Source organism: Pseudarthrobacter sp. NPDC058119, from assembly GCF_042884655.1.
Classification (GTDB): Bacteria; Actinomycetota; Actinomycetes; order Actinomycetales; family Micrococcaceae; genus Arthrobacter.
In genome coordinates this window covers 345,897-369,801 of record NZ_JBHVTN010000003.1, presented here as the reverse complement: position 1 = coordinate 369,801, position 23,905 = coordinate 345,897, and the positions used below count along the sequence as shown (strand labels likewise).

Annotated in this window: 20 protein-coding genes and 1 tRNA gene; 11 read left to right on the top strand and 10 right to left on the bottom strand. The window is 66.4% G+C overall.

The genetic code is table 11. From position 1 onward, the window contains the following. Window positions 1-16 precede the first annotated feature (16 nt). The 3 genes from ACFVTD_RS09615 to ACFVTD_RS09605 form a co-directional block, all read right to left on the bottom strand. Window positions 17-943 carry an AEC family transporter gene (locus ACFVTD_RS09615; RefSeq protein ID WP_387561509.1) on the bottom strand — a complete coding sequence of 309 codons (927 nt, stop codon included), beginning with the start codon at window positions 941-943 and terminating at the stop codon, window positions 17-19. A 51-nt stretch (window positions 944-994) separates the two neighbouring features. Beyond that, window positions 995-1,420, bottom strand: coding sequence for an aspartate 1-decarboxylase (panD, locus tag ACFVTD_RS09610; protein WP_387561506.1), 426 nt, complete (start codon window positions 1,418-1,420; stop codon window positions 995-997). 129 nt (window positions 1,421-1,549) lie between these two features. Further along, on the bottom strand, window positions 1,550-2,464 hold the full coding sequence (locus tag ACFVTD_RS09605) for a LysR substrate-binding domain-containing protein (protein ID WP_387561503.1): 915 nt from the start codon (window positions 2,462-2,464) through the stop codon (window positions 1,550-1,552). 155 nt (window positions 2,465-2,619) lie between these two features. Between ACFVTD_RS09605 and ACFVTD_RS09600 the strand changes: the two genes are divergently transcribed. Together ACFVTD_RS09600 and ACFVTD_RS09595 are read left to right on the top strand one after the other, a co-directional pair. Then, on the top strand, window positions 2,620-4,083 hold the full coding sequence (locus ACFVTD_RS09600) for an amino acid permease (RefSeq protein WP_387561500.1): 1,464 nt from the start codon (window positions 2,620-2,622) through the stop codon (window positions 4,081-4,083). Between the two features lie 284 nt (window positions 4,084-4,367). Continuing rightward, the gene (locus ACFVTD_RS09595; RefSeq protein WP_387561497.1) at window positions 4,368-7,874 is read left to right on the top strand and encodes a bifunctional proline dehydrogenase/L-glutamate gamma-semialdehyde dehydrogenase; all 3,507 of its coding nucleotides are present in this window, start codon (window positions 4,368-4,370) and stop codon (window positions 7,872-7,874) included. Between the two features lie 77 nt (window positions 7,875-7,951). Here the strand turns inward: ACFVTD_RS09595 and ACFVTD_RS09590 are convergent, their stop codons facing one another. Both ACFVTD_RS09590 and ACFVTD_RS09585 read right to left on the bottom strand, forming a co-directional pair. Continuing rightward, window positions 7,952-8,266 (bottom strand): hypothetical protein, encoded by a 315-nt coding sequence (locus ACFVTD_RS09590; RefSeq protein ID WP_387561494.1) that lies wholly within the window; start codon window positions 8,264-8,266, stop codon window positions 7,952-7,954. 168 nt (window positions 8,267-8,434) lie between these two features. Further along, window positions 8,435-9,289: a LysR substrate-binding domain-containing protein gene (locus ACFVTD_RS09585; protein ID WP_387561492.1), complete on the bottom strand. Its 855-nt coding sequence runs from the start codon at window positions 9,287-9,289 to the stop codon at window positions 8,435-8,437. A gap of 141 nt (window positions 9,290-9,430) precedes the next feature. On the opposite strand from ACFVTD_RS09585, the gene ACFVTD_RS09580 reads away from it, so the two are divergent. Then, on the top strand, window positions 9,431-10,810 hold the full coding sequence (locus ACFVTD_RS09580) for an MFS transporter (RefSeq protein ID WP_387561489.1): 1,380 nt from the start codon (window positions 9,431-9,433) through the stop codon (window positions 10,808-10,810). Between the two features lie 30 nt (window positions 10,811-10,840). Here the strand turns inward: ACFVTD_RS09580 and ACFVTD_RS09575 are convergent. Then, window positions 10,841-10,914, bottom strand: a tRNA-Gly gene (locus tag ACFVTD_RS09575). Between the two features lie 240 nt (window positions 10,915-11,154). Between ACFVTD_RS09575 and ACFVTD_RS09570 the strand changes: the two genes are divergently transcribed. Then, window positions 11,155-11,616, top strand: coding sequence for an SRPBCC family protein (locus ACFVTD_RS09570; RefSeq protein WP_387561486.1), 462 nt, complete (start codon window positions 11,155-11,157; stop codon window positions 11,614-11,616). A gap of 17 nt (window positions 11,617-11,633) precedes the next feature. Here ACFVTD_RS09570 and ACFVTD_RS09565 read toward each other — a convergent pair whose 3' ends face one another. Further along, window positions 11,634-13,331: a CAP domain-containing protein gene (locus ACFVTD_RS09565; RefSeq protein WP_387561483.1), complete on the bottom strand. Its 1,698-nt coding sequence runs from the start codon at window positions 13,329-13,331 to the stop codon at window positions 11,634-11,636. A gap of 142 nt (window positions 13,332-13,473) precedes the next feature. Here ACFVTD_RS09565 and dcd point away from each other — a divergent pair, with 142 nt between their 5' ends. Then, a complete protein-coding gene (dcd, locus tag ACFVTD_RS09560; protein ID WP_159630142.1) occupies window positions 13,474-14,049 on the top strand; it encodes a dCTP deaminase in 576 nt (191 codons plus the stop codon). Window positions 14,050-14,065: 16 nt separating this feature from the next. On the opposite strand, the gene ACFVTD_RS09555 is transcribed toward dcd, so the two are convergent. From ACFVTD_RS09555 to ACFVTD_RS09545, 3 genes are all read right to left on the bottom strand, one after another. Next, on the bottom strand, window positions 14,066-15,247 hold the full coding sequence (locus ACFVTD_RS09555) for a cation:proton antiporter (protein WP_387561480.1): 1,182 nt from the start codon (window positions 15,245-15,247) through the stop codon (window positions 14,066-14,068). Window positions 15,248-15,252: 5 nt separating this feature from the next. Continuing rightward, window positions 15,253-15,735 carry a cation:proton antiporter regulatory subunit gene (locus tag ACFVTD_RS09550; protein WP_141159065.1) on the bottom strand — a complete coding sequence of 161 codons (483 nt, stop codon included), beginning with the start codon at window positions 15,733-15,735 and terminating at the stop codon, window positions 15,253-15,255. Window positions 15,736-15,797: 62 nt separating this feature from the next. After that, window positions 15,798-17,198 carry an MFS transporter gene (locus ACFVTD_RS09545; protein ID WP_387561477.1) on the bottom strand — a complete coding sequence of 467 codons (1,401 nt, stop codon included), beginning with the start codon at window positions 17,196-17,198 and terminating at the stop codon, window positions 15,798-15,800. Between the two features lie 195 nt (window positions 17,199-17,393). Here ACFVTD_RS09545 and ACFVTD_RS09540 point away from each other — a divergent pair, with 195 nt between their 5' ends. The 6 genes from ACFVTD_RS09540 to mnhG are packed head-to-tail and all read left to right on the top strand — an operon-like array spanning window position 17,394 to window position 23,894. Then, window positions 17,394-20,480 carry a Na+/H+ antiporter subunit A gene (locus tag ACFVTD_RS09540; protein ID WP_387561474.1) on the top strand — a complete coding sequence of 1,029 codons (3,087 nt, stop codon included), beginning with the start codon at window positions 17,394-17,396 and terminating at the stop codon, window positions 20,478-20,480. Continuing rightward, a complete protein-coding gene (locus ACFVTD_RS09535) occupies window positions 20,477-21,079 on the top strand; it encodes a Na(+)/H(+) antiporter subunit C (protein WP_387561471.1) in 603 nt (200 codons plus the stop codon). The genes ACFVTD_RS09540 and ACFVTD_RS09535 overlap by 4 nt, the downstream gene beginning before the upstream one ends. Then, complete coding sequence (locus tag ACFVTD_RS09530) at window positions 21,076-22,683, top strand: Na+/H+ antiporter subunit D (protein WP_387561468.1); 1,608 nt, start codon at window positions 21,076-21,078, stop codon at window positions 22,681-22,683. Before ACFVTD_RS09535 ends, ACFVTD_RS09530 begins: the two co-directional genes overlap by 4 nt. Beyond that, window positions 22,680-23,225, top strand: a complete 546-nt coding sequence (locus ACFVTD_RS09525) for a Na+/H+ antiporter subunit E (RefSeq protein ID WP_387561465.1) — start codon at window positions 22,680-22,682, stop codon at window positions 23,223-23,225. The genes ACFVTD_RS09530 and ACFVTD_RS09525 overlap by 4 nt, the downstream gene beginning before the upstream one ends. Next, entirely contained in the window at window positions 23,222-23,500 is a 279-nt protein-coding gene (locus ACFVTD_RS09520) for a monovalent cation/H+ antiporter complex subunit F (protein WP_387561462.1), read from the top strand. The genes ACFVTD_RS09525 and ACFVTD_RS09520 overlap by 4 nt, the downstream gene beginning before the upstream one ends. Beyond that, the gene (gene mnhG / locus ACFVTD_RS09515; RefSeq protein WP_387561459.1) at window positions 23,490-23,894 is read left to right on the top strand and encodes a monovalent cation/H(+) antiporter subunit G; all 405 of its coding nucleotides are present in this window, start codon (window positions 23,490-23,492) and stop codon (window positions 23,892-23,894) included. The genes ACFVTD_RS09520 and mnhG overlap by 11 nt, the downstream gene beginning before the upstream one ends. The last annotated feature ends 11 nt before the right edge of the window (window positions 23,895-23,905 follow it).

The following is a 23,905-nucleotide window of genomic DNA, read 5'->3' as shown; positions in this document are numbered from 1 at the left end:
GTCTGTTGGCCGGCGCTCAGGCCAGCAGCAGGGCCACACCGATCATCGCGGGCACCGCCACCACGGTGGTGATCAGCACGGTGTCCTTGGCGACGGTGAGGCCGGTCTGGTACCGGCTGGCGGCCACGAACACGTTCTGCGCTGTGGGCAGCGAGGACGTCACCACCACCGCGAACAAGGCATGCCCGTCCATCCCCAGCGCGAAGCGGGCAAAGACATAGGCCAGGGCCGGCTGGACCGCGAGCTTGAAGCCGCTGGCCAGCAGGGTGTCCACGCGGCGGCCGGCCGAGGCCTGCAGCGGGCGGGTGCCGTTCAGGCTCATCCCAAACGACATCAGCATGGCCGGAATCGCGGCCCCGCCAATCAGGTGGATCGGCTCCATGACCAGTGCCGGCACCTGGAATCCGGTGCCTGCCACCAGAAGCCCCAAGCCGGAGCCGACGATCATGGGGTTGCGCAGGATCATCAGGAAGAAGCCCAGGACGGTGGTCCGGTGCGTGCTGGTACTCGAGTCCAGGATCATCAGGAACGTGGGGGTGAAGAAAGCCAGCTGGAAGATCAGCAGCGGCGCCACATAGCTCGCATCGCCCAGGACATATACCGCGATGGGAATACCAAGGTTCGCCGAGTTGGCAAGGGACGCGGACATCGCGGACATCAGCGATTCCGGGAGGTCCCGCTTCAGCCAGAATTTGGCCAGCACCAGGTAGATCCCGGCCGTGGCGATCGCTGCCACCGCCGTGACCAGCAGTGGTTCGGCGAAGACTTCCTGCAGGCGCGCCTTGCTGAGGGTTTCAAAGAGGAGCGCCGGGCTGGCGACGAAGAACGTCAGGCCACTCAGGACGGGGCGGGCATTGTCGCCGAGGATCCGCTGCCGGCCCACGAACCATCCCACCAGGATGATGCACCAGACGACGAAGAATCCCGCGAGCACCCCTAGCAAGGAACAGCCGTTCGGGCACGGCGGAGGCAGGGACCGGGACGCACGCTCCGGTTACAGGGTGGCGTTGTTAAGCGCGAAAGGGGGACGCATCATGCCGGGGCTGAGGCCTTCTGCGGGATCATTGCCCAGCTGGATGATCCGGTTGTCCTGGTCCACGTGGACCACCCTGGGTTCGTAGGCCCTGGCCTCTTCGGTGGTCATTTCGGCGTAGGTGATCAGGATGACAAGATCGTTTTCGTGCATCAGGTGCGCCGCTGCACCGTTTATGCCGATGACGCCGGAACCGCGTTCACCGGCGATGGTGTAGGTCTCAAGCCGTGCGCCGTTGGTGATGTCCACGATCGACACCAGCTCGCCGGGCAGGATGTCGGCGGCCTCAAGCAGGTCGAGGTCAACGGTGACCGAGCCGACGTAGTGCAGGTCGGCGTGTGTCACGGTGGCCCGGTGGATTTTGGACTTGAACATTGTTCGATTCATAACGGCTCCAGTCTAGACCTGCGGCCCCTCACCCGCAGTGACGTAAGAAACACAAGGCGGCAGGTGACGTGGCTGCGCACCGACGGGCTGCGTGGCTGCGCACGGAAAGATGCGGACGACGGCGGCCGGTCACCCGGCGTCGTCCGTTGCCACCGCCGCGGCAGCCGCAGCCAGGGTCTCCCTCGCTGCCAGGATGGCCGGGCGCTGGGCGCTGGAGCGGCGCACCGACGTGAAGATGGTGCGGTGCGGCCTGCCCGGAAGCTCAAGCAGCTGGGCCGTGGTGCCGCGGCCGGTCCACACCAGGTCCGGCATCAGGGCCACGGCATTGCCGGACTCGATCAGGCGGGCCTGGGCCTGCAGGTCGGCGGTTTCAAAGCGGACATCGGGCTCAAATCCTGCGCTGCGGCAAGCCTGTTCTGCCCAGTGGCGCGACGCTGCGCCGCGGGGTTCCATGACCCAGGGCAGGTCTGCCGTGTCCTCCAAGGAACGGATGGCAGGGCTTCCGCCGGAAGCCGGGGGAACGGCCAGCCGGATGGCGTCGGTGGTGAGCTTCACCTTGTCCAGTTCGGGGTAGCGCGGGGCGGCGTGTCCCGGATACTGCTCGGCAATCACCAGGTCGAAGTCGCGCGCCCACGTTTCGTGCAAAGCCGTCTCCGGCTCCCGTTGGATCATCTCGATCCGGACCTCGGGGTATGTCGCGGCCATCCGGGTTAGCGTGTCCGGCATGAGCGCCAGGGCAGCGGACTGGAACACGGCAATCCGCACCGTTCCCGTAACCGTGGTCAGCGACGCCGCCAGGTCCGCTTCCGCCTGTTCCATGGTTTCCAGCAGCTGGGCGGTGTGTGCCACCAGCACCTCGGCCTGGGGTGTTAGCTGCACCCGCCGCCCCGTTTTCCGGAGCAGTTCCACGCCTACTTCCTTCTCCAGGAGGGCCAGTTGCTGCGACACCGACGACGGGCTGTACTGCAGTGCCTCGGCCACCTCCGCGAGCGTCCCACGGATGCTTAACTCCCGGAGCAGCCGCAGCCTGCGCACATCGAGCATGGTGGATTCCTAACTGAAACTAACGAATATAGGTTAGAAGTAGCCACTTTATCTAACGCAATTGCGCACGCATACTGTTGAAACCGAGTTACCCCCGTCACAGCCAGGTTCCTTGGCGTGCCGCGGCGGGGTCGCACCCCAACCAGGAGTTCCTGATGAGCAGCAAAGATTTGAGCCAATCGATCATGCGGCGAAAGCCCATCGATGACATCGAAGAAGAGAGCAAGCACAGCGGACTGTTCAAGTCCCTCGGGCTGTGGCAGCTCACCGCAATTGGCGTTGGCGGGATTATCGGCGTCGGCATTTTCTCCCTCGCGGGACTGGTGGCCGCCGGCAGCGAAGGCAACCCTGGAGTGGGGCCAGCGGTGCTGATTTCATTCCTGATTGCAGGCCTGGCCTCCGCCGCGGCCGCCCTGTCCTACGCGGAGTTCGCCGGCATGATCCCGCGCGCAGGTTCCGCCTACACCTATGGCTACGTTGCCCTGGGCGAGGTGATCGGCTGGTTCATCGGCTGGGACCTGCTGCTGGAATACATCGCCATCGTGGCGGTAGTGGCCATCGGCATCTCCGGCTACCTGGACGCCTTCCTCGCCGGCATCGGCATCCATTTGCCCACCTGGATGACGTCCACCTTTGACGAAGGCAAGGGCGGCATCGTCAACATCCCGGCCATCCTGGTCTGCCTCCTGGTGACCTGGATTCTCTCCCGGGGCACCAAAGCCTTCGGCCGCTTCGAACTGGTGGCGGTGGCCATCAAGATCGTCCTGATCCTCTTTATCGTGGGCCTGGGCATCTTCTACATCGACACCAACAACTACAACCCGTTCATGCCCAGCGGTTTCGGCCCGGTTGTTGCAGGCTCTGCCACCGTCTTCTTCGCCGTGTTCGGGTATGACGCCATGAGCACCGCCGCCGAGGAGGCCAAGGACGGCAAGAAGCACATGCCCAAGGCCATCGTGCTCTCGCTCATTATCGCCATGCTGCTCTACGTCGCCGCCACCCTGGTCCTCACCGGCATGCAGAACTACAAGGACATCGACCCCAAGGCCGGCTTCGCCTCCGCGTTCACCTCCGTGGGTCTGCCCGTCATCGCCACGATCATCTCCGTGTTCGCGGTGCTGTCCATCCTCACCGTGATGCTCACCTTCCTGCTCGGCGTCACCCGCGTATGGTTCTCCATGAGCCGCGACGGCCTGCTCCCCGGCTGGTTTGCCAAGACCGACCGCCACGGCACCCCGCAGCGCGTGACCTGGATCGGCGGCATCGCATCCGCCTTCCTGGCCGGCGTCTTCCCCATCAAGGCGGTCGCGGACCTCACCAACATCGGCATCCTGGCCGCGTTCGTCGTCGTGTGCCTGTCCGTGATCATCTTTCGTTACAAGCGGCCTGATGCTCCCCGTACGTTCCGCCTGCCCCTGATGCCTGTGATCCCGGCCTTCGGCGTCCTGGCCTCGGCCTTCCTGATGCTGCAGCTGCACTGGGAGACGTGGCTGCGGTTCGTGGTCTGGCTGATCATCGGCCTCATCATCTACTTCGGCTACGGCCGCAAGCACTCGCTGATGAACCCCAACAGCCCCCGGCACCAGGAGCTCGCAGAGCTGCACCGCCCGCTTACCTGACCTCTCCCCGGGCGCGCCATCACCTTCTGCCCGATTTCCCCCACCGCCCCATCAGATAATGCGGCGTCCAGCCGAACCCTCCCCCACATTCCGTGGGGGAGGGTTTGTTGGTTTCAGGAAGGTGCGTTGGCGGTTTCGGGGTGGAAGGTGATGGGGCGTTGGAAGGGGGGTAAACATTGGGTTTCCTAACCTGTATTAGTTGGAAAAGATCGCTTTATCTTATGTGAGTTGAAGCTCATACTGGTGGAAAGACCTCCCAGGACACCAGAAAGATCGGGAAAACAATGACCCACGTTGCAATGGAACCGGCAGTCGCACAGGCGGCCACCCCGCAGACTGTCGACGTCGACGTCCCCCAGGCCAAGGCCCTCGCCAATGAGGCGGTAACCCTGGTCCGGCGCTGGCTCACGGAGGCCTCCAAGGTTCCGGTGGACGCCTCCGCAGAGCAGCTGGCCGGCGTCCTCAAGGACCCCAACGGCCTGGACTTCACGGTGGGCTTCGTGGACGGCGTGGTCCGCCCCGAGGACCTCAACGTCGCGGCCCGCAACCTCGCCAAGCTCGCGCCCAAGGTTCCCGCCTTCCTGCCGTGGTACATGCGCAGCGCCGTGGCGCTGGGCGGCACCATGGCCCCCGTCCTGCCGCAGGTGGTCATCCCCATCGCCCGCAAGGTCCTCCGCGAAATGGTGGGCCACCTGATCGTGGATGCCACCGACGCCAAGCTGGGCCCCGCCATCGCCAAGATCAAGAAGGACGGCATCAAGCTAAACGTCAACCTCCTGGGCGAGGCAGTCCTCGGCGAGCACGAAGCCTCCCGCCGCCTCGAAGGAACGCATACGCTGCTGTCGCGGCCCGACGTCGACTACGTTTCCATCAAGGTCTCCTCCACCGTGGCCCCGCACTCCGCCTGGGCCTTCGACGAAGCCGTGGAACACGTCGTCGAGAAACTCACCCCGCTCTTCCGGCGCGCCGCCTCCTATTCCGGCAGCGGACAGAAGAACAAGTTCATCAACCTGGACATGGAGGAGTACAAGGACCTGGACATGACCATCGCGGTCTTCACCCGGATCCTGGACAAGCCTGAGTTCCAGGACCTCGAGGCCGGCATCGTGCTCCAGGCCTACCTCCCGGATGCGCTGTCCGCCATGATCCGGCTGCAGGACTGGGCCGCTGAGCGCCGCGCCAACGGCGGCGCCGGCATCAAGGTCCGCGTAGTCAAGGGGGCCAACCTGCCCATGGAACAGGTGGAGGCCTCGCTGCATGACTGGCCGCTGGCCACCTGGGGTTCAAAGCAGGACTCGGACACCAGCTACAAGAGCGTCATCAACTACGCGCTGCACCCCGAACGCATCAAGAACATCCGCATCGGCGTGGCCGGCCACAACCTCTTCGACATCGCCTTCGCGTGGCTCCTGGCCAAGCAGCGGGGCGTCGAATCCGGCATCGAATTCGAGATGCTGCTGGGCATGGCGCAAGGCCAGGCCGAGGCCGTCAAGAAGGACGTCGGCTCCCTGCTGCTCTACACGCCCGTGGTGCACCCGTCCGAGTTCGATGTCGCCATCGCCTACCTGATCCGACGCCTGGAAGAAGGCGCCAGCCAGGAAAACTTCATGTCTGCGGTTTTCGAGCTCAGCGAAAACGAAGGGCTGTTCGAGCGCGAGAAGCAGCGTTTCCTCTCGTCTCTCGACGCGCTGGACAACACCGTCCCCCTGCCCAACCGCCGGCAGGACCGGGCCCTTCCCCCGGAGGGCATGCCGAACACCGGGTTCCGGAACACTCCGGACACCGATCCCGCGCTGCCGGCCAACCGTACCTGGGGCCGGGCCATCCTTGGCCGCGTCCCCTCCTCCACGCTGGGCGACGCTGCGGTGAAGGCCGCCTTCATCAATGACGAGGACACGCTCAACTCGGCCATTGCCAACGCCGTGGACAAGGGCAAGGCCTGGGGCCAGCTGTCCGGCAACGAGCGTGCAGAGATCCTGCACCGCGCCGGGGAGATCCTGGAAGCCCGCCGTGCGGACCTGCTCGAGGTCATGGCCAGCGAGACCGGCAAGACCATCGACCAAGGCGACCCGGAGGTCAGCGAGGCCGTGGACTTCGCCCACTACTACGCCGAATCGGCGCGCAGGCTGGACACGGTCGACGGCGCCACGTTCGTCCCAGCCAAGCTCACCGTCGTCACTCCGCCCTGGAACTTCCCGGTCGCCATCCCGGCAGGGTCCACCCTCGCGGCACTCGCCGCCGGCTCCGCCGTCGTGATCAAACCCGCCAAACAGGCCGCCCGCAGCGGCGCCGTCATGGTCGAGGCGCTGTGGGAGGCCGGTGTGCCCAAGGGCGTGCTGACCATGGTGCAGCTGGGGGAGCGGGAACTCGGCACCCAGCTGATCAGCCACCCTTCCGTGGACCGCGTGATCCTCACCGGCGGCTACGAGACCGCGGAACTGTTTCGCTCTTTCCGCAAGGACTTGCCGCTGCTGGCCGAAACCAGCGGCAAGAACGCCATCATCGTCACCCCCAGCGCCGACCTGGACCTCGCCGCCAAGGATGTGGCCTACTCGGCGTTCGGCCACGCCGGGCAGAAATGCTCCGCCGCCTCGCTGGTGATCCTGGTGGGTTCCGTGGCCACCTCCAAGCGGTTCCACAACCAGCTGATCGACTCCGTCACCTCCCTCAAGGTTGGCTACCCGCAGGACCCCACCAGCCAGATGGGCCCGATCATCGAGCCCGCCAACGGCAAGCTCCTCAACGCCCTCACCACGCTGGGCGAGGGTGAGAACTGGGCCGTTGAACCGAAGAAGCTGGACGGCACCGGCCGGCTGTGGAGCCCGGGCGTGCGCTACGGCGTCAAGCGTGGCTCCTACTTCCACCTGACCGAGTTCTTCGGTCCGGTCCTGGGCGTCATGACCGCGGACACCCTGGAGGAAGCCATCGCCATCCAGAACCAGATCGAATACGGCCTCACGGCAGGCCTGCACTCCCTCAACTCCGAGGAACTGGGCATCTGGCTGGAGACCATCCAGGCCGGCAACCTCTACATCAACCGCGGCATCACCGGCGCCATCGTCCAGCGCCAACCCTTCGGCGGCTGGAAGAAGTCGGCGGTCGGTGCCGGCACCAAGGCCGGCGGCCCCAACTACCTGGCCGGCCTGGGCGACTGGCTCCCGGCGGAGGCATCCGCCAAGGCTCCGGCAGCCAACGCGGCCGTCCGCCGCCTCCTCTACGCAGCCGGCCCCGCCTTGGAGCCGGCGGAACTCGAGTCCGTCCAGCGGGCCCTGGCATCGGATGCAGAAGCCTGGGCTGAAGAGTTCGGCACCGCCAAGGACGTCTCCGGGCTGAGCGCCGAGCGCAACATCTTCCGCTACCGCAGCTTGCCGGTCACCATCCGCCTTTCCGAAGGTGCGCCGCTGGCACACCTGGTCCGGACCGTGGCCGCCGGCATTCTGGCGGGCTCGGCACTCACGGTGTCCACCGCCGTCGAACTTCCCGCCCAGCTGCGCTCCGTGCTCACCGCTCAGGACATCGACGTGGCGGTGGAGTCCGACGCCGGCTGGCTGGCTTCCGCCGGACACCTCGCCGCAGCGGGCAAGCTGTCAGGGGGCCGCATCCGCCTGATCGGCGGCGACGCGTCCGCGCTGGCTGAGGCCACGGGCGGGCGGCCGGACCTGGCCATCTACGCCCACCCGGTCACGGAGGCGGGCCGCGTGGAGTTGCTGCCGTTCCTGCACGAGCAGGCCGTCAGCATCACCGCGCACCGGTTCGGCACCCCGAACCACCTCTCGGACCAGTTGATCTAGGCTCCAGGGCAGCAAAAAGGTCCGGTGGCTGGCTCGTGTAAACGGGCCTAACCACCGGACCTTTTTCGCTGTATCCGCTAGCCCAAATACCAGCCGGGCGGGGTCCAGGTGAGTGGGACGCTGTGGGCGGAAAAATCCTCACAGCGGGTGCAGGTGTAGGCCACCTCGCCAAGGGTGGACACCGTTCCGTCGCGCCGGTAGGTGGGCGGAATGTACGACTCGAGGTAAACAAACTCGTCCGTACGGCATTTGTCGCAGGTGGGTTTCCCCACGTATCCCGAGTCCACGGAGGCGTGGCCGGTTCCAAGGGTGTTCTGGCGGGTGGACGGCCGTGCGGGAGAGTACGGGCGTGCGTGCGCAGAACCTGGGTGAATGTTCCTGGCTGTCGTCATTGGCTGCCTGTCCCAAGCGGTGGTTTCCGGCATGCAGAAACGCGCTTGTTTCGGTGAACCGGCCTGCTGCTTGACCTTGGAAAATCAGCATAGGCCATGCCAGTTCCCCTATCAATGGACACGGTCCCCCTAACTCCCCTAAATGCTGGAATTTGTGCCGGCGGAGAGTTAAGTTTGGCGGTTAATGGTCCGTCCCACGATGGACTGGGTGAGGGCGTCGATCACTTCGGCATTGGCCAGCGGGTTGCGGATCAACGTGAAGTCCACATCCCCCACCGAGGGCAGATCGAACCGACGGGTGATGATCTTCAGGTCTTCTGGCACCAGCGACGTGGGCATGACCGCCACCCCGATGCCCGCCCTGACCGCCGCCAGGACCCCGCTGATCTGGCGGGTGGTGCAGGTGATCCGCCACGTCCTGCCGTGGGCCTCGAGCGCATCGATGGCCAGTTTCCGGCTGAGACTGGGCGCTGGGTAGGCGATGAGGGGCACCGGGCTCCCCGGTTCCATCACGGTCTGTTCCAGGCCCACCCAGGAAAACGAGTCATGCTGGACCACGGTGCCGTCCTTGGCTCCGGCCACCCATTTGACGAAGACGAGGTCCAGCTGCCCGGCGTTGAGCTTGCGGTACAGCTGGTCGCTCTGGCCCACCGTAAGCTCCAGGTTGATCTGCGGGTAGATCTGCCGGAACTCACGCAGGATCCGCGGGAGCCCGGTGATGGCGAGATCGTCAGCCGTTCCGAACCGCAGCCGCCCGCGCATCGCCGACCCCGAGAAATAGCGGGCCGCGGCGTCATGCGCTGACAGGATGCTGCGGGCAAAACCGGCCATGGCATCACCGTTGTCCGTAAGCCGAACGTCACGGGTGTCCCGGGTGACCAGGCTGCGCTTTGCGGCGGACTCGAGCTTGCGGATGTGCTGGCTGATGGTGGGCTGTGCCAGGCCCAGGCGTTCGGCAGCCTTGGTGAAGCTCAGGGTGTCGGCCACCGCCAGGAAGGACCGCAATTGTGCTGGTTCGAACATTTGGGACTCCAGTGTCCTTCCTGGTGGGCTGTTCATTGCATTTCGCAATACGAGTTATAGGGACCATACCTCTCCATAATCGTCTCGGCCAGCCATAGCGTTAAGGACATCCCAGACCGCCCGCAACTTGAGGACACTCCTGTGGCACCGCCTCCCCCTTCGTCGGCTTCAGTTTCCCAACCAGTCATCGATGCGGCGGCCGCAGCGCCGCCGGAGAACCAAACCCAGCCGCTGCCCGCGGTTGCTGAGCGGCTGCCCTGGAAGCACACCTTCATCTCCCTGAAGGTGCCCAACTTCCGGATTTTCGCCGCCGGCCACTTCATCGCCGTGATCGCCATCTGGATGCAGCGGATCGCCCAGGACTGGCTGGTCCTGCAGCTGTCCGGGTCAGTGACGGCAGTAGGGGTTACCGTGGCACTGCAATTCCTCCCGTCCCTGCTGTTGGGTCCCTGGGGCGGCATGATCGCGGACCGGTTCGCCAAGCGGAAGATCCTCATCCTTTGCCAGAGCGTTGCCGCGGTCCTGGCCGCAACGCTGGCCACGCTGGCCCTCACCGGCGTGATCATGGTGTGGCACGTCTACGCCATCGCCCTGGTCCTGGGCCTGGTGACCGTCCTGGACCAGCCGGCACGCCAGGTGTTCGTCAATGAGCTGGTGGGTCCCCGGTATTTGCGGAACGCCATCAGCGTAAACTCCACCACGTTCCAGCTTGGCGGCCTGATCGGTCCAGCCATTGCCGGCCTGCTGCTGACGGCGGTGGGGGCCGGCTGGGCTTTCGCGGCAAACGCTGTGGCCTGCTGTTCAACGGTGGTGATGCTCCTGCTCCTGCGCAAGGACCAGCTGTACGTCAACGCGCCCACCCCCAAGAGCAAGGGAATGCTCCGGGAGGGCCTGCGCTACGCCCTGAGCAAGCCCACCATTTATTGGCCGTGGCTGATGGCCGGCTTCATCTCCGTCTTTGCCATGAGCCTGCCGGTGCTCCTGGCCGCCTTCGCTGACCACGTGTTCAAGGTGGGTGCCGGAGGGTATGGGCTCCTCAACGCCCTGGTGGCACTCGGCGCCCTGTCCGGCGCGGTGGCATCCACCCGCCGGCGGCAGCTGCGCCTGCGGTCGGTGGTGTTCTGCGCCGGAATGTACGGATTAATGCTCTGCCTGGCAGTCCTCGCCCCGTCCATGGTGTGGTTCGGCGCCGTTATGGTGCTGTCCGGCTTCTGGTGCCTCATGTTCCTGACCGGGTCCAACCAGTTGGTGCAGGTCAGTTCCAACATGGGGATCCGCGGCCGCGTGATGAGCCTGTACATCATGGTGCTAATCGGAGGGCAGGCGCTGGGCGGACCCATGCTCGGCTGGATCGCGGAACACGCTGATCCGCGCGTGGCCCTGCTGGTTTCCGGCGGCGTGCCCGCTCTCGCGGCCCTGACCGTGGCCGCCATCCTGGCACGCAAAGGCTCACTGCAACTCACGGTGGACTGGCGGGACCGGCGGAACCCGGTGCGGATTGCACGGCGGGCGACGGCGTAGAAGCGTGCGGCGCCGGATCCGCTGGAGGAATGGAGCGGCTGACGGGAATCGAACCCGCGTATCAAGCTTGGGAAGCTAGCGCTCTACCATTGAGCTACAGCCGCAATGCCCTCGCTCGCGCGGGGCAGAACTTAGCTTAGCGCAGATCTGCGGGCTCCCCGCCAACCCGGACCGGCGGCCGCGCCGTGTCCTGCCAACCGTGGCGTCATCCAGTAACTCTTCAATAACGTCCGCGCTGCCGGCTAGGCCTGGGCGTTGGGCGGTGGCTAACCTGATCCGGGTAGCGGCCGCTTTGGGGGAGGCAGCTATTGCGGGCAGCCGACGTCAACCACAGGAATTTCTTCATGGCAATCGCAGAGCACGAGGTCCTCATAGAACGCGACGCCATGGCCGTCTACCAGTACCTCCTTGACGCCACCAACCTTCCCGCCTGGCGCAGCGACGTCCGCAGCGTCAAGCTCGTGCAGGGCCCGGGCGGCACCAGGGGCGCCGTCTACCGGAAGATGGTGGCCGGACGTTCCGGCCTGAGCATTCCCGCCGAGTTGGAGATCACCCATGTCCGGCCCGGCGCCGAAATCCAGTTCCACGTGGTGTCCGGTCCAGCCACCCGGTGGGGCGGCTACTACCTCAGCACCGAAGAGGCCGGAACCCGGGTCCGGTTTTCCATGGAAGCCAAACGCGAGGGGCGGTTCGGGGTCCTCGGCAAACGGCCCTTCTTTAACGGGATGCTCCAGCGCCGGGTCAGTTCCGATGTGGCCCAGCTGGACCGGCTGAAGAACGTGCTGGAGCTACAGCCGGCCGTGTGAGCCGGTCTCTTCGCCCTTTACTGCGCCAGCCGCTGCCCGGCCCACGGCCCGGCAATGTTCGACGGCGACGCGAGGCTTCCGGAGCTAAGGTCCCAGTACTGCACGGTGTCGTTGGCCCGGCGGAGGGCCACGCCCCTGGTGTTCAGGCCGGTGGCGTCACGCAGGGACCGGATTCCGGTGACGTCCGCCCAGCCGGTAGCGACCGTGGCCCGGGCTTCAGCGCGGAGGGCGGTGCTGCCCCACCCCCGGTAGAGCTGCACGGTGCCGTCGGACCGCAGCCCCAGGAGGTCCTGGAAGCCGTCACCGTCGTAGTCCACCATGGCCAGCCGGGACGCACTAACGCCAGTGGTTACCGTGACGCGTTCGGCAATATCGCCGGTGCCTTTGTTGCCATAGAGGTACAGGTTTCCGCCGCCGTCCAGGGCCAGGATTTGCGGCATTCGGTTGTTGGCGCACCAGCCGCCCACGGCGAGGGTCAGGGAGTCCCAGCCTCCCATGCCCACCGTGATGGGCGCCTGGAACCCGCCGGTGGCGATGCCCCGGTGCAGCGTGAGGTTGCCGTTGGTCCACTGGGTCAGGACGTCAAAGGCGCCATCGCGGTCCCAGTCGGTGACGAAGACTTCCTTGGCCCCGCCGAAGCCGGAGCCGATCACGCGGGCCGCAGCATAGGTGCGGGGCCCGGTGGAAGCCCGGTCCAACAGCTGTCCGGCGGAGTCGACGGACACGAGGTCGGCGGGGCCGGTGATTGCCGCGGCGGCGAGATTCAGGGTGGGCGGCATGTGCTTCACGGGAGCGTCGCACAGGCTTGGCGGTGACGGCGGGAAAGCATCGCCCGATGCCGAGCCACCGGGTGAATCGAGGGTGCCTGCCGGCAGCGTGGTGTACCCGAAGAAGTTCACCACACCCCAGATCTGGTAGGTGGAGTTGGTGTAGGAGATGCCAGCGCCCATCACGTTGAAGCGCGGGTCCAGGAGCATGGCGTTGTGGCCAGGCGAACCCTTCCACCATTCCACCAGCTGCGCGGCGTCCCGGTCGGTGCGGATGGCGATGATCTCTCCGGCGCCGTTGGTGGGGTTCATGGCCCGGGGATCGGTCCAGAAATTTGCCCGGTGCTCAATCACCTCACGGGTGGCGATGTTGTTGGACCATTCCTGGGACATCCCGGCCACGGTGGGGTGGTACTTGACCTTGTTGAGGCCGTTGGCCACGCGGTACTCGTTGATCTTGGTGAAGACGGTGAGGATGGCCGCTGAATTGTTGTCCGGGACAAGGGCTTCCGTGGAAACACCGGGGGCGGCCGATTCCGGAGCCGTGAGCCGGGTGGCCGGGGGCGACGCCAACTCCTGGTCCGGCGCCCAGAGCGGCGGGATGGACACGGTCTGGGGAGCGGACTCGGTGGAGGGCGCCGCAGGTGCCGGCGGCACCGCTTCGGTGGTGGGCTGGGCCGCGGGCGTGGCAGGCGCGGGGATGGGTGCCGGCGCAGGCGCGGCATCCGGCAGCGGTGACGCCACCCGGATGTCCGGGTCTACGGCCGGGGTGAGACGCCCGGTGGAAGCCCCGCCCGCCGTGGACGCACCGCCACCCTGCACCAGCGGAGCCGCCAGCGAAATGCTCGCCGCCCCCGCCTGGGTCAGCGGCAATGGCGAGGGAGGTGCGGTGGCTGAAGACGAGACCAGCGCCAGCGCGCAAAGCACGCCGAGAAAAGACGGTGCCACTAATTTATTCACAACATCCCCAGCTCTGTTACGCCATCCGGGAGACCATTCCGGCGGCTTTCATTCGCAACATTAGCCCCACGAGGCCACAGCAACAACGGGAAAGTGCAGGTGTGGATAACCGATACGGTAATTTGGGACGGTGCTGATCTCTGACCGCGACATTCGTGCCGAAATTGATTCCCAGCGGATCGTGCTGGAACCGTTCGATCCCGCGATGGTCCAGCCGTCGTCCGTGGATGTCCGGATCGACAAATTCTTCCGGTTGTTCGACAACCACAAGTACGCACACATCGATCCCGCGCAGGAGCAGCCGGAGCTGACCCGGCTGGTTGAAGTGGAGCAGGACGAAGCGTTCATCCTGCACCCGGGGGAGTTTGTCCTGGGCTCCACTTATGAAACCGTCACCCTGCCCGATGACATCGCGGCCCGCCTGGAAGGAAAGTCGTCCCTGGGACGGCTGGGCCTGCTGACGCACTCAACCGCGGGCTTCATCGACCCCGGTTTCTCCGGACACGTCACCCTTGAGCTGTCCAACATGGCGACGCTGCCCATCAAGCTGTGGCCGGGCATGAAGATCGGCCAGCTTTGCTTCTTCCGGCTCAGCTCTGCCGCGGAATTCCCGTACGGCCAAGGCGAATACGGCAACCGCTACCAGGGCCAGCGCGGTCCCACCGCCAGCCGCAGCCACCTGAACTTCCACCGCACCAGCATTTAGCAGCACTGGGGGCGCATCACGTCTGCGGAGCTACCGCGGGCCTCCGGATGAACGGCCTGGCCACGGGTTCGACGTATCGTGCGGCCAGCGGGCCCGCCACGGCCATCAGCAGCACGTAGGCGGTTGCCAGCGCCGCGAGCTCATGCGGGACCGCCCCTGACGCAACCGCCAGGCCTGCAATGACGATGGAGAACTCGCCGCGGGCAATGAGGGCGGCGCCGGCACGGAAGCGGCCGGGCCGGGCGATCCCTGCCCGCTTGGCCGCCCAGATGCCGGTCAGCATCTTGGTTGCCGCCGTCGCCACGGCCAGGACCAGGGCCCATCCGAGCACCGGCGGGATGGATGAAGGGTCCGTGTTAAGCCCGAACGCCACGAAGAAGATGGCAGCAAACAGGTCCCGCAGGGGCTCAAGGATCCGGGTGGCGTTGTGGGCGGTGGACCCCGAGATGGCGATCCCCAGCATGAAGGCACCCACTGCTGCCGAAACCTGCATGGCGGACGCCGCGCCCGCCACCAGCAGGGCGGCGCCGAGGACGTTGAGCAGGAAGACCTCGGAGTTTTCGCTGTGCACCGCCTTGGAGACGTGGTGCCCGTGCCGCAGTGCCACCATGAGCACCACGCTGACCACGGCCAGGGCGATCCCCACGGTAGTAAGCCCGCCCAGGAAACCCACCCCGGCAAGCGTGGCGGTGAGGATGGGAAGGTATACGGCCATGGCCAGGTCCTCGAACACCAGGATGGACAGCACGACGGGGGTTTCCCGGTTGCCCAGCCGGCCCAGGTCCGTGATCACCTTGGCGGCGATGCCCGACGAGGAAATGTAGGTCACCCCGCCCATGACCATAGCCCCCACGCCGCCCCATCCCAGGAGGAGCGCGAGGCCAGCGCCGGGCAGGAAGTTCAGGACGAGGTCCAGCACACCCGCCTGCCAGGAGCGCCGCAGCCCGGTGAAAAGCTCGGCCGCTGTATATTCCAAACCAAGCATAAGCAGGAGCAGGATGACGCCAATCTCACCCGAGAGGTGCGCGAATTCGTGCATACCTTCAAGCTTGACGATGCCCCCGGCGCCGAAAGCCAGCCCGCCCAGCAGGTAGAAGGGGATGGGAGACATGCCGATCCGTCCGGCCAGCCTGGCCAGGAGGCCTAGGAAGAACACAACGGCCCCCAGTTCAATGAGGGTCTGGGCCAACGGGTCCATGGAAACTAGCCGCGGCGGAGGATGTCGGCCGCTGAGTCGAGGCCTTCCTGGGTGCCGACTGCCACCAGCAGGTCACCGGCGTGGAGCACGACGTCGGGTCCCGGCGAAGGCAGCACCTCACCTTCCCGCATAATGGCCACGATCGAAACGCCGCACCGCGTGCGGATCGACGCCTTGCCCATGGGCTGGTTCTGGAAAGGGGAGTCCGCCGCAATGGAGAACTGCCGGGTGACGATGCCAGGGACGTCCTTGTGCTCTTCCGCGAGTTTCATGGCCAGGTGCATGCCGCCCAGGAGGTTGCCCAGGGTGGCGGCTTCATCGCTGGTGAGCGGAATCGAGGCCTGGCAGGTATCGGGGTCGTCCCAGGTGGAAACGATGAGTTCCGTCTGGCCTTCCCGTAGCTCCACGACGCCGATGCGGCGTCCGGAGGCGGTCATGAAATCCTTCCGGCGGCCCAGGCCGGGAAGGTTCGTTTCATCCACGTTCATGACTCCAGCCTAGTCGGCCTGGCAACACCGGGCGGCGGCCTGCACCAGCCTGGAACGTGGTTTCAGCTGGCCGGTACCACGGCGATGGGTGCCCGCTCCGGCGCCTTCACCGGCAGCAGCACCAGGAGCCCTGCCAGGAGGACCACCATGATGCCCAGGATGCCCCACCGCTGCGCCTGCCCGGCGGGCACCAGCGGCGTTGCCACCGTGATGCAGAGCGTGAACAGGGCGGGCGCCAGGAAGCTGACGGCGCGGCCCGTCGTGGCGTACAGGCCGAAGAGCTCGCCGGACTCGCCGTGCGGCGCCAGCCGGGCAAGGTAGGCGCGGGACGAGGACTGGGCAGGACCGACAAACAGGCAGAGGAACAGTCCGAAGACCCAGAAGGTGGTGCTGCCGGGCCATTCCATGCCGAAGAAGGAATAGTTGCCGTTTCCCAGGGCCAGGATGGCGCTGCCGGCAACCAGGAGGCCCACCAGGGAACCGGTGATAACGGCCTTGGGGCCCACCTTGTCATCCAGGAACCCGCCAAGGACGGCGCCGATGGCCGCCACCACGTTCCCGAAGATGGCGAAGAAGATGACCTGGGACAGGGCAAAACCGAAGGTGCCGGCCGCGATGATGCCGCCGAAGGTGAAGACTGCCGCGAGGCCGTCCCGGAACACGGCGCTGGCCAGGAGGAAATAGATGGTGTGCGGGCTGGTGGCGTAGATTGCCTTGATCCGCCGGAACAGCAGCCCGTAGCTCGCGATGAATCCCAGCCGCGCGGCCTCGCCGGAGCGGGGCACTTCGGGGACGGCGAACAGGACGGGGAGGGCGAAGACGAAGAACCACAGGGCGGAGAAAACAGCCACCAGCCTGATGTTGAGACTGTCGTCAGTGGAGGCGCCGAACCATTCAAAGGCAGGCTGGACGAACAGCTGCAGGACGATCAGGAGCGCAACGATGCCGCCCAGGTAGCCGGCGCCCCAGCCGAAACCACTGACCTTACCGATGTTCCGCGGTGTGGACACCTGGGCGAGCATGGCGTTGTAGTTGACGCCGGCGAATTCGAAGAAGACGTTGCCCAGTGCAATCAGGGAGACCCCGAGCAGCAGGAATTCCGGGTGCGGGAACACGAAGAAGCACAGGGCCGTGAGGACGGCGACGGCAGCCGAGTTGACTCCCAGCCACAGCTTGCGCCGGCCCCCCGCGTCCGATCGCTGCCCGGTGACCGGTGCCAGCAGCGCGATGGCGAACCCGGCAACCGCCAGCGCTCCGCCCAGCACCGCCGAGGCGCTGTCTTCGCCGCCGAAGGCGTTGGATGTCAGGTAAACCGTGAAGACAAAGGTCGTCATGACGGCGTTGAAGGCCGCGGAGCCCCAGTCCCAGGAAGCCCAGGCCAGGACCTGCCCTTTGGAGGAACCGGTTCCGGCAACAAGATCCGAGGCGGGCTGCATCGCCCCCGGAGCGCTGGCGCTGTTCATAGGATGCATCGTATCCGCCCGTGGCGAACAGCCGGGGGACCACGGGCCCTTCATGCCGGGGATTCGGGCCGGTGCGGTGGGTAACACCGGGGGAGACGCCGGACCGGCCTTGATAAACTGAACCCTCCCGGACCTTACTTTTTGCCGCCTGCTCCAACTTTTGACAATCGAATCCCTGACGTTGCGGAGAATACAGTGATCACAGTCCTTGCCGTGCAGTTTTCGGTGGCTGTCCTCGCGCCCTTCCTCTTCCGGCTCTGGGGCCGCAACGCCTTCTACGCCCTGGCGGCCGTCCCGGCAGTTTCCTTCGGCTGGCTGATGTTCCAGCACAACCCCATCTATTCAGGCCCTGGCGCCATCACCGAGTCCTTCGAATGGATCCCCGGCCTCCATCTGGAGCTTGCCTTCCGGATGGACGCGCTGGCGTGGGTCATGTCCCTCCTGGTGCTCGGCGTCGGCACACTGGTGCTGGTCTACTGTGCCCGGTACTTCAAGCGGACGGACCAAGACCTCGGCGGCTTCGGTGCCCAGTTGCTGGCGTTCGCCGGCGCCATGTTCGGCCTGGTCACGGCGGACGACCTGCTGCTGCTGTTCATTTTCTGGGAACTGACCACCATCCTGTCCTACCTGCTGATCGGCTTTGCCCGGACCCGGCTTGCCGCCCGCCGCTCCGCCCTCCAGGCGCTGATGGTCACCACCGCCGGCGGCCTTGCCATGCTGGTGGGCCTGATCATGCTGGGCACGGCCGCCGGCACCTACCGTATCTCCGGCATCCTGGAGCAAGCCCCCACGCTGGCCGCCGGGACGTCCGGGGCCATGGTAAGCGCCGCCGTCGTCCTCATCCTGGTGGGTGCCATCACCAAGTCGGCGCTGGTCCCGTTCCACTTCTGGCTGCCGGGTGCCATGGCCGCGCCCACCCCGGTCAGCGCCTACCTGCACGCCGCGGCGATGGTCAAAGCCGGCATCTACCTGGTGGCACGGCTCGCGCCAGGTTTCTCGGAGACGGCGTACTGGCTGCCCGTGGTCCTGGGGCTCGGCCTGGCCACCATGCTGGTGGGCGGCTACCGCGCGCTGGGGCAGACCGACATCAAGCTGATCCTTGCCTACGGCACCGTCAGCCAGCTGGGCTTCCTCACGATGGTGGTAGGCCTGGGAACGCCCGACGCCGCACTGGCGGGCCTGGCCATGCTGCTGGCCCACGGCCTGTTCAAAGCCACGCTGTTCCTGGTGGTGGGTATCATCGACCACCAGTCCGGGACCCGCGACGTCCGCAAACTGTCCGGCGTCTTCCGCTCCTCGCGCGCCCTCGGCATCGTGGCCGGCATCGGCGCCGCGTCCATGGCCGGCGTGCCATTGCTGGCAGGGTTCGTAGCCAAGGAATCGGTGCTGGAAGCCTTCGTGCACCACGCCACGGACCCGCATTCCGGTGCGTGGGGCATGGTGGTCCTGGTAGGGGTCGTGGTGGGCTCGATCCTGACCTTCGCCTACAGCGCGCGCTTCATGTGGGGTGCGTTCGCGGCCAAACCCGGGGTGGAACCCACACCGTTCAAGGCCATCAGGCCTTCCTTCCTGGCCGCACCCGCCGTCCTCAGCCTTCTGACCATCGCCTACGGGCTCTGGCCGGTTCCGGTGGACGCCTGGATCCAGCCGTACGCCGCGCTGTTCGCGTCCACAGCGCCCGACGCCGGAACTCCCGCAGCGCAGGCAGGGCACCTTGCGCTGTGGCATGGGTTCACCCCGGCGCTTGGGTTGACGGCCATCACCTTCGTGCTCGGTGCCGCCATGTACTTTGGCCGCACCGCGGTGGCGCGCGCCCAGTCCCTGGTCCCGGCCTGGGTGGACGGCGACCGCGCCTACCAGCTGACCATCGGGGCGCTGGACGACGCTGCCGTCTGGATTACCGGCCGGACCCAGCGCGGTTCACTGTACTTCTACCTCGCAGTGATCCTGAGCGTCGCGTTCGTCCTGCCCCTGGCGGCCATCCTGCTCGGCGGCAACGCCCTCCCGCAGGACGTCTACCTGGTGGACCCGAACTCGCCGCTGCAGCTGGTGGCCGGCATGGGCATCGTCATCGGCGCACTGGCAGCCGTCAAGGCCAACAAACGTTTCCTGGCCGTGCTGATGGTCTCCGTGACCGGCTACGGCATCGCGCTGGTGTTCGCCCTGCAGGGCGCCCCGGACCTGGCCCTGACCCAGATGCTGGTTGAAACCATCATCCTGGTGGCCTTCGTGCTGGCCATGCGCAGGCTGCCCCCCGAACTGCGCGACCGCACCGGCGGAAAATACCGGGTGCTCCGCGTCATCATCGGTGCCGGCTTCGGCGTCACCATGGTGTTTGCGGCCATTTTCGCCATGGGTGCCCGGACGGCCATCCCGGTGTCACTGCAGTTCCCCCAGCTCGCCTACGAGGGCGGCGGCGGCCTGAACGTGGTCAACGTGACCCTGGTGGACATCCGCGCCTGGGACACGTTCGGCGAGATCAGCGTCCTGGCGCTGGCGGCCACCGGCGTGGCCAGCCTGATCTTCGTGCGGGGACGCGGCGACCGCCTGCAGTCGTCCGCCAGCGTCGCGGCCGGTACCGTGGGCCGGCACCCAGGCGTCGACCCCGGCTCCCGTGACGCTGCGGCGCTGGCCATCAGCCGGAAGTTCGCGGCCTCCACCCGGGACGCCTGGATCGTGGCCGGCCGGACCCTGGCCCCGGAGCGCCGTTCCATCATCTTTGAGGTGGTCACGCGGCTGATCTTCCACTCGATGATCATCTTCTCGCTCTACCTGCTGCTGGCAGGGCACAACCTGCCCGGCGGCGGATTCGCCGGTGGCCTCACTGCCGGCCTGGCGCTGACCATCCGCTACCTGGCGGGCGGCCGCTTCGAGCTCCAGGAGGCCGCTCCGTTGAGTCCGGGCGCCCTCCTGGGCATCGGCCTGGCCCTCGCCGCCGCATCCGGCATGGCACCCCTGCTGCTGGGCGGGCAGGTGTTCCAGTCCGCCATCATCCAGGTATGGCTGCCCGTGTTCGGGGACATCAAGTTCGTCACCTCCACCATCTTCGATATCGGCGTGTACATCGTGGTGGTGGGCCTGGTGCTTGACGTGCTGCGCAGCCTCGGTGCCGAGATCGATGAACACCTCGAGGACCAGCCCGCAGCCGGCGGACAGGAGCCGGAACCGGACCAGGAAGCTGGCCAGGAGCATGGCGTTGCCGTGGAGGGGCCGGGTGCCGGGGAGCTGGAACAGGAACCGGACGGGATTCCTGCCGAGACCACCGCGAAGGGCTGCGCATGAGCGTCAACCTGACCCTGCTGATTGTCATGGGAGCCCTGTACGCCTGCGGCATCTACCTGATCCTGGAACGCAGCCTCACGCGGGTGCTGCTGGGGCTGATGCTGCTGGCCAATGCCACCAACCTGCTGATCCTGGCCACCGGGGGATACGCGGGACTGGCACCACTCTTCAGCAAGGACACGGCCGCCCAGGAATACAACGATCCGCTGCCGCAGGCCCTGATCCTGACATCGATCGTGATTTCCTTCGCGGTCACCGCCTTCATGCTCGGCATCATTTACCGCACCTGGGTGCTGGCCCGGCAGGACGACATCCAGGACGACGCCGAGGACCTCCGGGTGGCCGAGACTCCCAGCTTCGATGCCGAGGATGACGCCGAAGTCCCCGCGGAAACATCAGAGTTCCCACTCACCATGCTCGGTTCCGACGGCCGGAACGTCTCGGATTACGGTGCTTCCGGCCGGGACACGGACCAGGACACGGACCGGGTGGCCACGCTTGTGGCCGGCGGCCGGGAAATGCCCGCCGAACATGCTGCCGCGGAGGAAAAACCCGGCTCCCTCAACGTTGACCCCAGCCCGGAAGGAGGCGGAAAGTGAACATCGCAAGCTTTGCCCCGCTCGCCGTCGTGCTTCCCATCCTGGGCGCCGCCCTGACCTTCCTGCTGATCCGGCACTCCCGGGCCCAGCGCGCGGTGAGCATCGGCCTGCTGTCACTGACGCTTGCGCTCGAATGCCTCCTGCTGGCGTCCGCATGGAACGGCGGCACCGCAGCGGTGACCATCGGTGGGTGGATTCCCCCGTTTGGCATTGTCATGGTGGTGGACCAGTTCTCGTCCCTGATGCTGGTGGTGTCCTCCGCCGTCAGCCTTGCGGTGCTGGTGTACGCCACCGGCCAGGGCATGGCCGACGGCGACCACGACGCGCCGGTGTCGATCTTCCACCCCACCTACCTGATCCTGGTGGCCGGGGTGTCCAACGCATTCCTGTCCGGGGACCTCTTCAACCTCTATGTAGGTTTCGAGATCCTGCTGACGGCAAGCTACGTGCTGATGACCCTGGGCGGCACCGGGCCGCGGATCCGGGCCGGCGTCACCTACGTGGTGGTGTCCGTCGTGTCCTCTGTGCTGTTCCTGATTGCCATCGCCATGGTCTACGGGGCCACCGGGACCGTGAACATGGCGGACCTGGCCCTCAAGCTGGGCGAACTGGACCAGGGCACCAAAACGCTGCTGCACGTGATGCTCCTGGTGGCCTTCGGCATCAAGGCCGCCGTCTTTCCCCTGTCCTTCTGGCTTCCCGACTCCTACCCAACCGCTCCGGCGCCGGTCACTGCCGTGTTCGCAGGCCTGCTGACCAAGGTGGGGGTCTATGCGATGGTCCGCACCGAGACCCTGCTTTTCCCCGGTGATACGTTGAACACGCCGTTGATGGTGGTGGCGCTGCTGACCATGCTGGTGGGCATCCTTGGCGCCCTGGCCCAAAGCGACATCAAGCGCCTCCTCTCGTTCACCCTGGTCAGCCACATCGGCTACATGGTGTTCGGGCTGGCCATGTCCTCGGCTGTTGGGCTGGCGGCGGCGGTCTTCTACGTGGCGCACCACATCACCATCCAGACCAGCCTCTTCCTGGTGACGGGCCTGATCGAGCGGCGCGGCGGCAGTTCGTCCGTTGACCGGCTGGGTGGACTGGCCAAGCTCTCACCCATGCTGGCGCTGCTGTTCTTCATCCCCGGAATGAACCTGGCCGGCATCCCGCCGTTCTCCGGGTTCCTGGGCAAGGTTGGCCTGCTGCAGGCCGGCGTTGAGCTGGGCACGCCGCTGGCCTACGCGTTGGTGATCGGCGGCGTGGTGACCAGCCTTCTGACGCTGCTGGCCATCGCCAGGGTGTGGAACCGTGCGTTCTGGCGGAAGCCGGAGGACGCCGAGCACCCGGCCCCTGTGCTCCTTGCGCCTCCCGCTGCGAGGGTTTCCGGTCCGGGAGCCAAACTGAACAACACCGTGACGCTCCTGCCGCGCACCATGGTGGGTTCCACGGCCGGCCTGGTGGTGCTCGGTGTTGCCCTGACCGTCTTTGCCGGACCATTGTTCTCCCTTTCGGACCGGGCCGCACGGGACATGCTTGACCGCACGCCGTACATTCAGGCGGTGCTGGGTGACGGTACCGCCGTTCCCGGAGCCACCGCAGCGGGAGGAGGACGATGAGCCGCAAACGCATTTCGCTGCGCCAGGAGCTGCCGCTCCTGGTCTGGCTGGTGATTGTGTGGGGCGCCCTGTGGCAGGATTTCAGCCCGGGCAACCTGCTCTTCGGGGCCCTGCTGGCCGTTGGCGTGGCCCGGCTCTTCTACCTCCCGCCGGTGGAGCTCAGTGGCCGGTTCAATATCCTTTACGCCGTGCCTTTTGCGCTGGCCTTCGTGGGCAAGGTGGTGGTGGCCAGTGCGCAGGTCCTGTACCTGGCAGCGGTCCGCGGCCCCAAGGTGACCAACGCCGTGGTCGCGGTGAGACTGCGCAGCCACCAGGACCTGATCGTCACCGCCACAGGTCACGTGATTTCCCTGATCCCGGGTTCCCTGGTGGTTGAGGTGGACCGTTCCACGTCCACCCTGTACCTGCACGCACTCAACATCACCTCCGAAAAGGACGTGGAGGGCCTGCGGAACGAGGTCCGTTCCATTGAAGCGGGCTTGATCCGCATCATGGGCACCATGGATGAACTGGACGAGGTCCGTATGGAGGCCAGCGCATGATGCACGTTGTCCTGGCTGTCACAGCCGTCATTTTCTCGCTGGCGGCCGCCGGTGCCATCATCCGGATCGCCCGCGGTCCCTCGCTGCTGGACCGGGTGCTGGCCGCTGATGTGCTGCTCGCCATCCTGGCCGGGGCGCTGTGCATCGACATGGCAGTGAACCGGCACCTGAACAACCTGATGCTGGTGGTTGCGATCTCCATCATCGGCTTCATTGGGTCCGTGACCGTGGCCAGGTTCGTGGCCGATAGGAGGGTCAAACCGAATGAATCCTGACTTCTCCGGGCCCGATGCCTGGATCGACCTCGCCTCCGCCGTGTTCATGGTGGTGGGCGCCCTCATGTCCCTGGGCGCCGCGATAGGCCTGCTGCGGTTCCCGGACCTCCTGAGCCGCATGCACGCTGCCACGAAGCCCCAGGTCCTGGGACTGTTCCTGCTGCTGGCGGCCATCGGGCTGCAGATGCGGACGTGGTGGGTGTGGCCGGTCCTGGCGGTGGCGTGGATCTTCCAGCTGCTCACGGTGCCCGTGTCCGCCCACATGGTGGGCCGCGCGGGCTACCGCACCAAGCACCTGCACCGGGAACTGCTCACCGCCGATGAACTGGAGGCAGTGGTGCAAAAAGCCGCCGCCGAGACTGCCCGGAAGGATAGTCCCGACGACGGCCGGTAACGCTGAGGGCA

Coding starts and splice junctions, on each gene's coding strand:
- ACFVTD_RS09600 (WP_387561500.1), top strand. CDS start 2,620: ATGAGCAGCAAAGATTTGAGCCAATCGATCATGCGGCGAAAGCCCATC.
- mnhG (WP_387561459.1), top strand. CDS start 23,490: ATGAATCCTGACTTCTCCGGGCCCGATGCCTGGATCGACCTCGCCTCC.
- ACFVTD_RS09605 (WP_387561503.1), bottom strand. CDS start 2,464: ATGCTCGATGTGCGCAGGCTGCGGCTGCTCCGGGAGTTAAGCATCCGT.
- ACFVTD_RS09550 (WP_141159065.1), bottom strand. CDS start 15,735: ATGAACGTGGATGAAACGAACCTTCCCGGCCTGGGCCGCCGGAAGGAT.
- ACFVTD_RS09555 (WP_387561480.1), bottom strand. CDS start 15,247: ATGGACCCGTTGGCCCAGACCCTCATTGAACTGGGGGCCGTTGTGTTC.
- ACFVTD_RS09595 (WP_387561497.1), top strand. CDS start 4,368: ATGACCCACGTTGCAATGGAACCGGCAGTCGCACAGGCGGCCACCCCG.
- ACFVTD_RS09545 (WP_387561477.1), bottom strand. CDS start 17,198: ATGAACAGCGCCAGCGCTCCGGGGGCGATGCAGCCCGCCTCGGATCTT.
- ACFVTD_RS09525 (WP_387561465.1), top strand. CDS start 22,680: ATGAGCCGCAAACGCATTTCGCTGCGCCAGGAGCTGCCGCTCCTGGTC.
- ACFVTD_RS09520 (WP_387561462.1), top strand. CDS start 23,222: ATGATGCACGTTGTCCTGGCTGTCACAGCCGTCATTTTCTCGCTGGCG.
- ACFVTD_RS09570 (WP_387561486.1), top strand. CDS start 11,155: ATGGCAATCGCAGAGCACGAGGTCCTCATAGAACGCGACGCCATGGCC.
- ACFVTD_RS09590 (WP_387561494.1), bottom strand. CDS start 8,266: ATGACGACAGCCAGGAACATTCACCCAGGTTCTGCGCACGCACGCCCG.
- panD (WP_387561506.1), bottom strand. CDS start 1,420: ATGAATCGAACAATGTTCAAGTCCAAAATCCACCGGGCCACCGTGACA.
- ACFVTD_RS09535 (WP_387561471.1), top strand. CDS start 20,477: ATGAGCGTCAACCTGACCCTGCTGATTGTCATGGGAGCCCTGTACGCC.
- ACFVTD_RS09585 (WP_387561492.1), bottom strand. CDS start 9,289: ATGTTCGAACCAGCACAATTGCGGTCCTTCCTGGCGGTGGCCGACACC.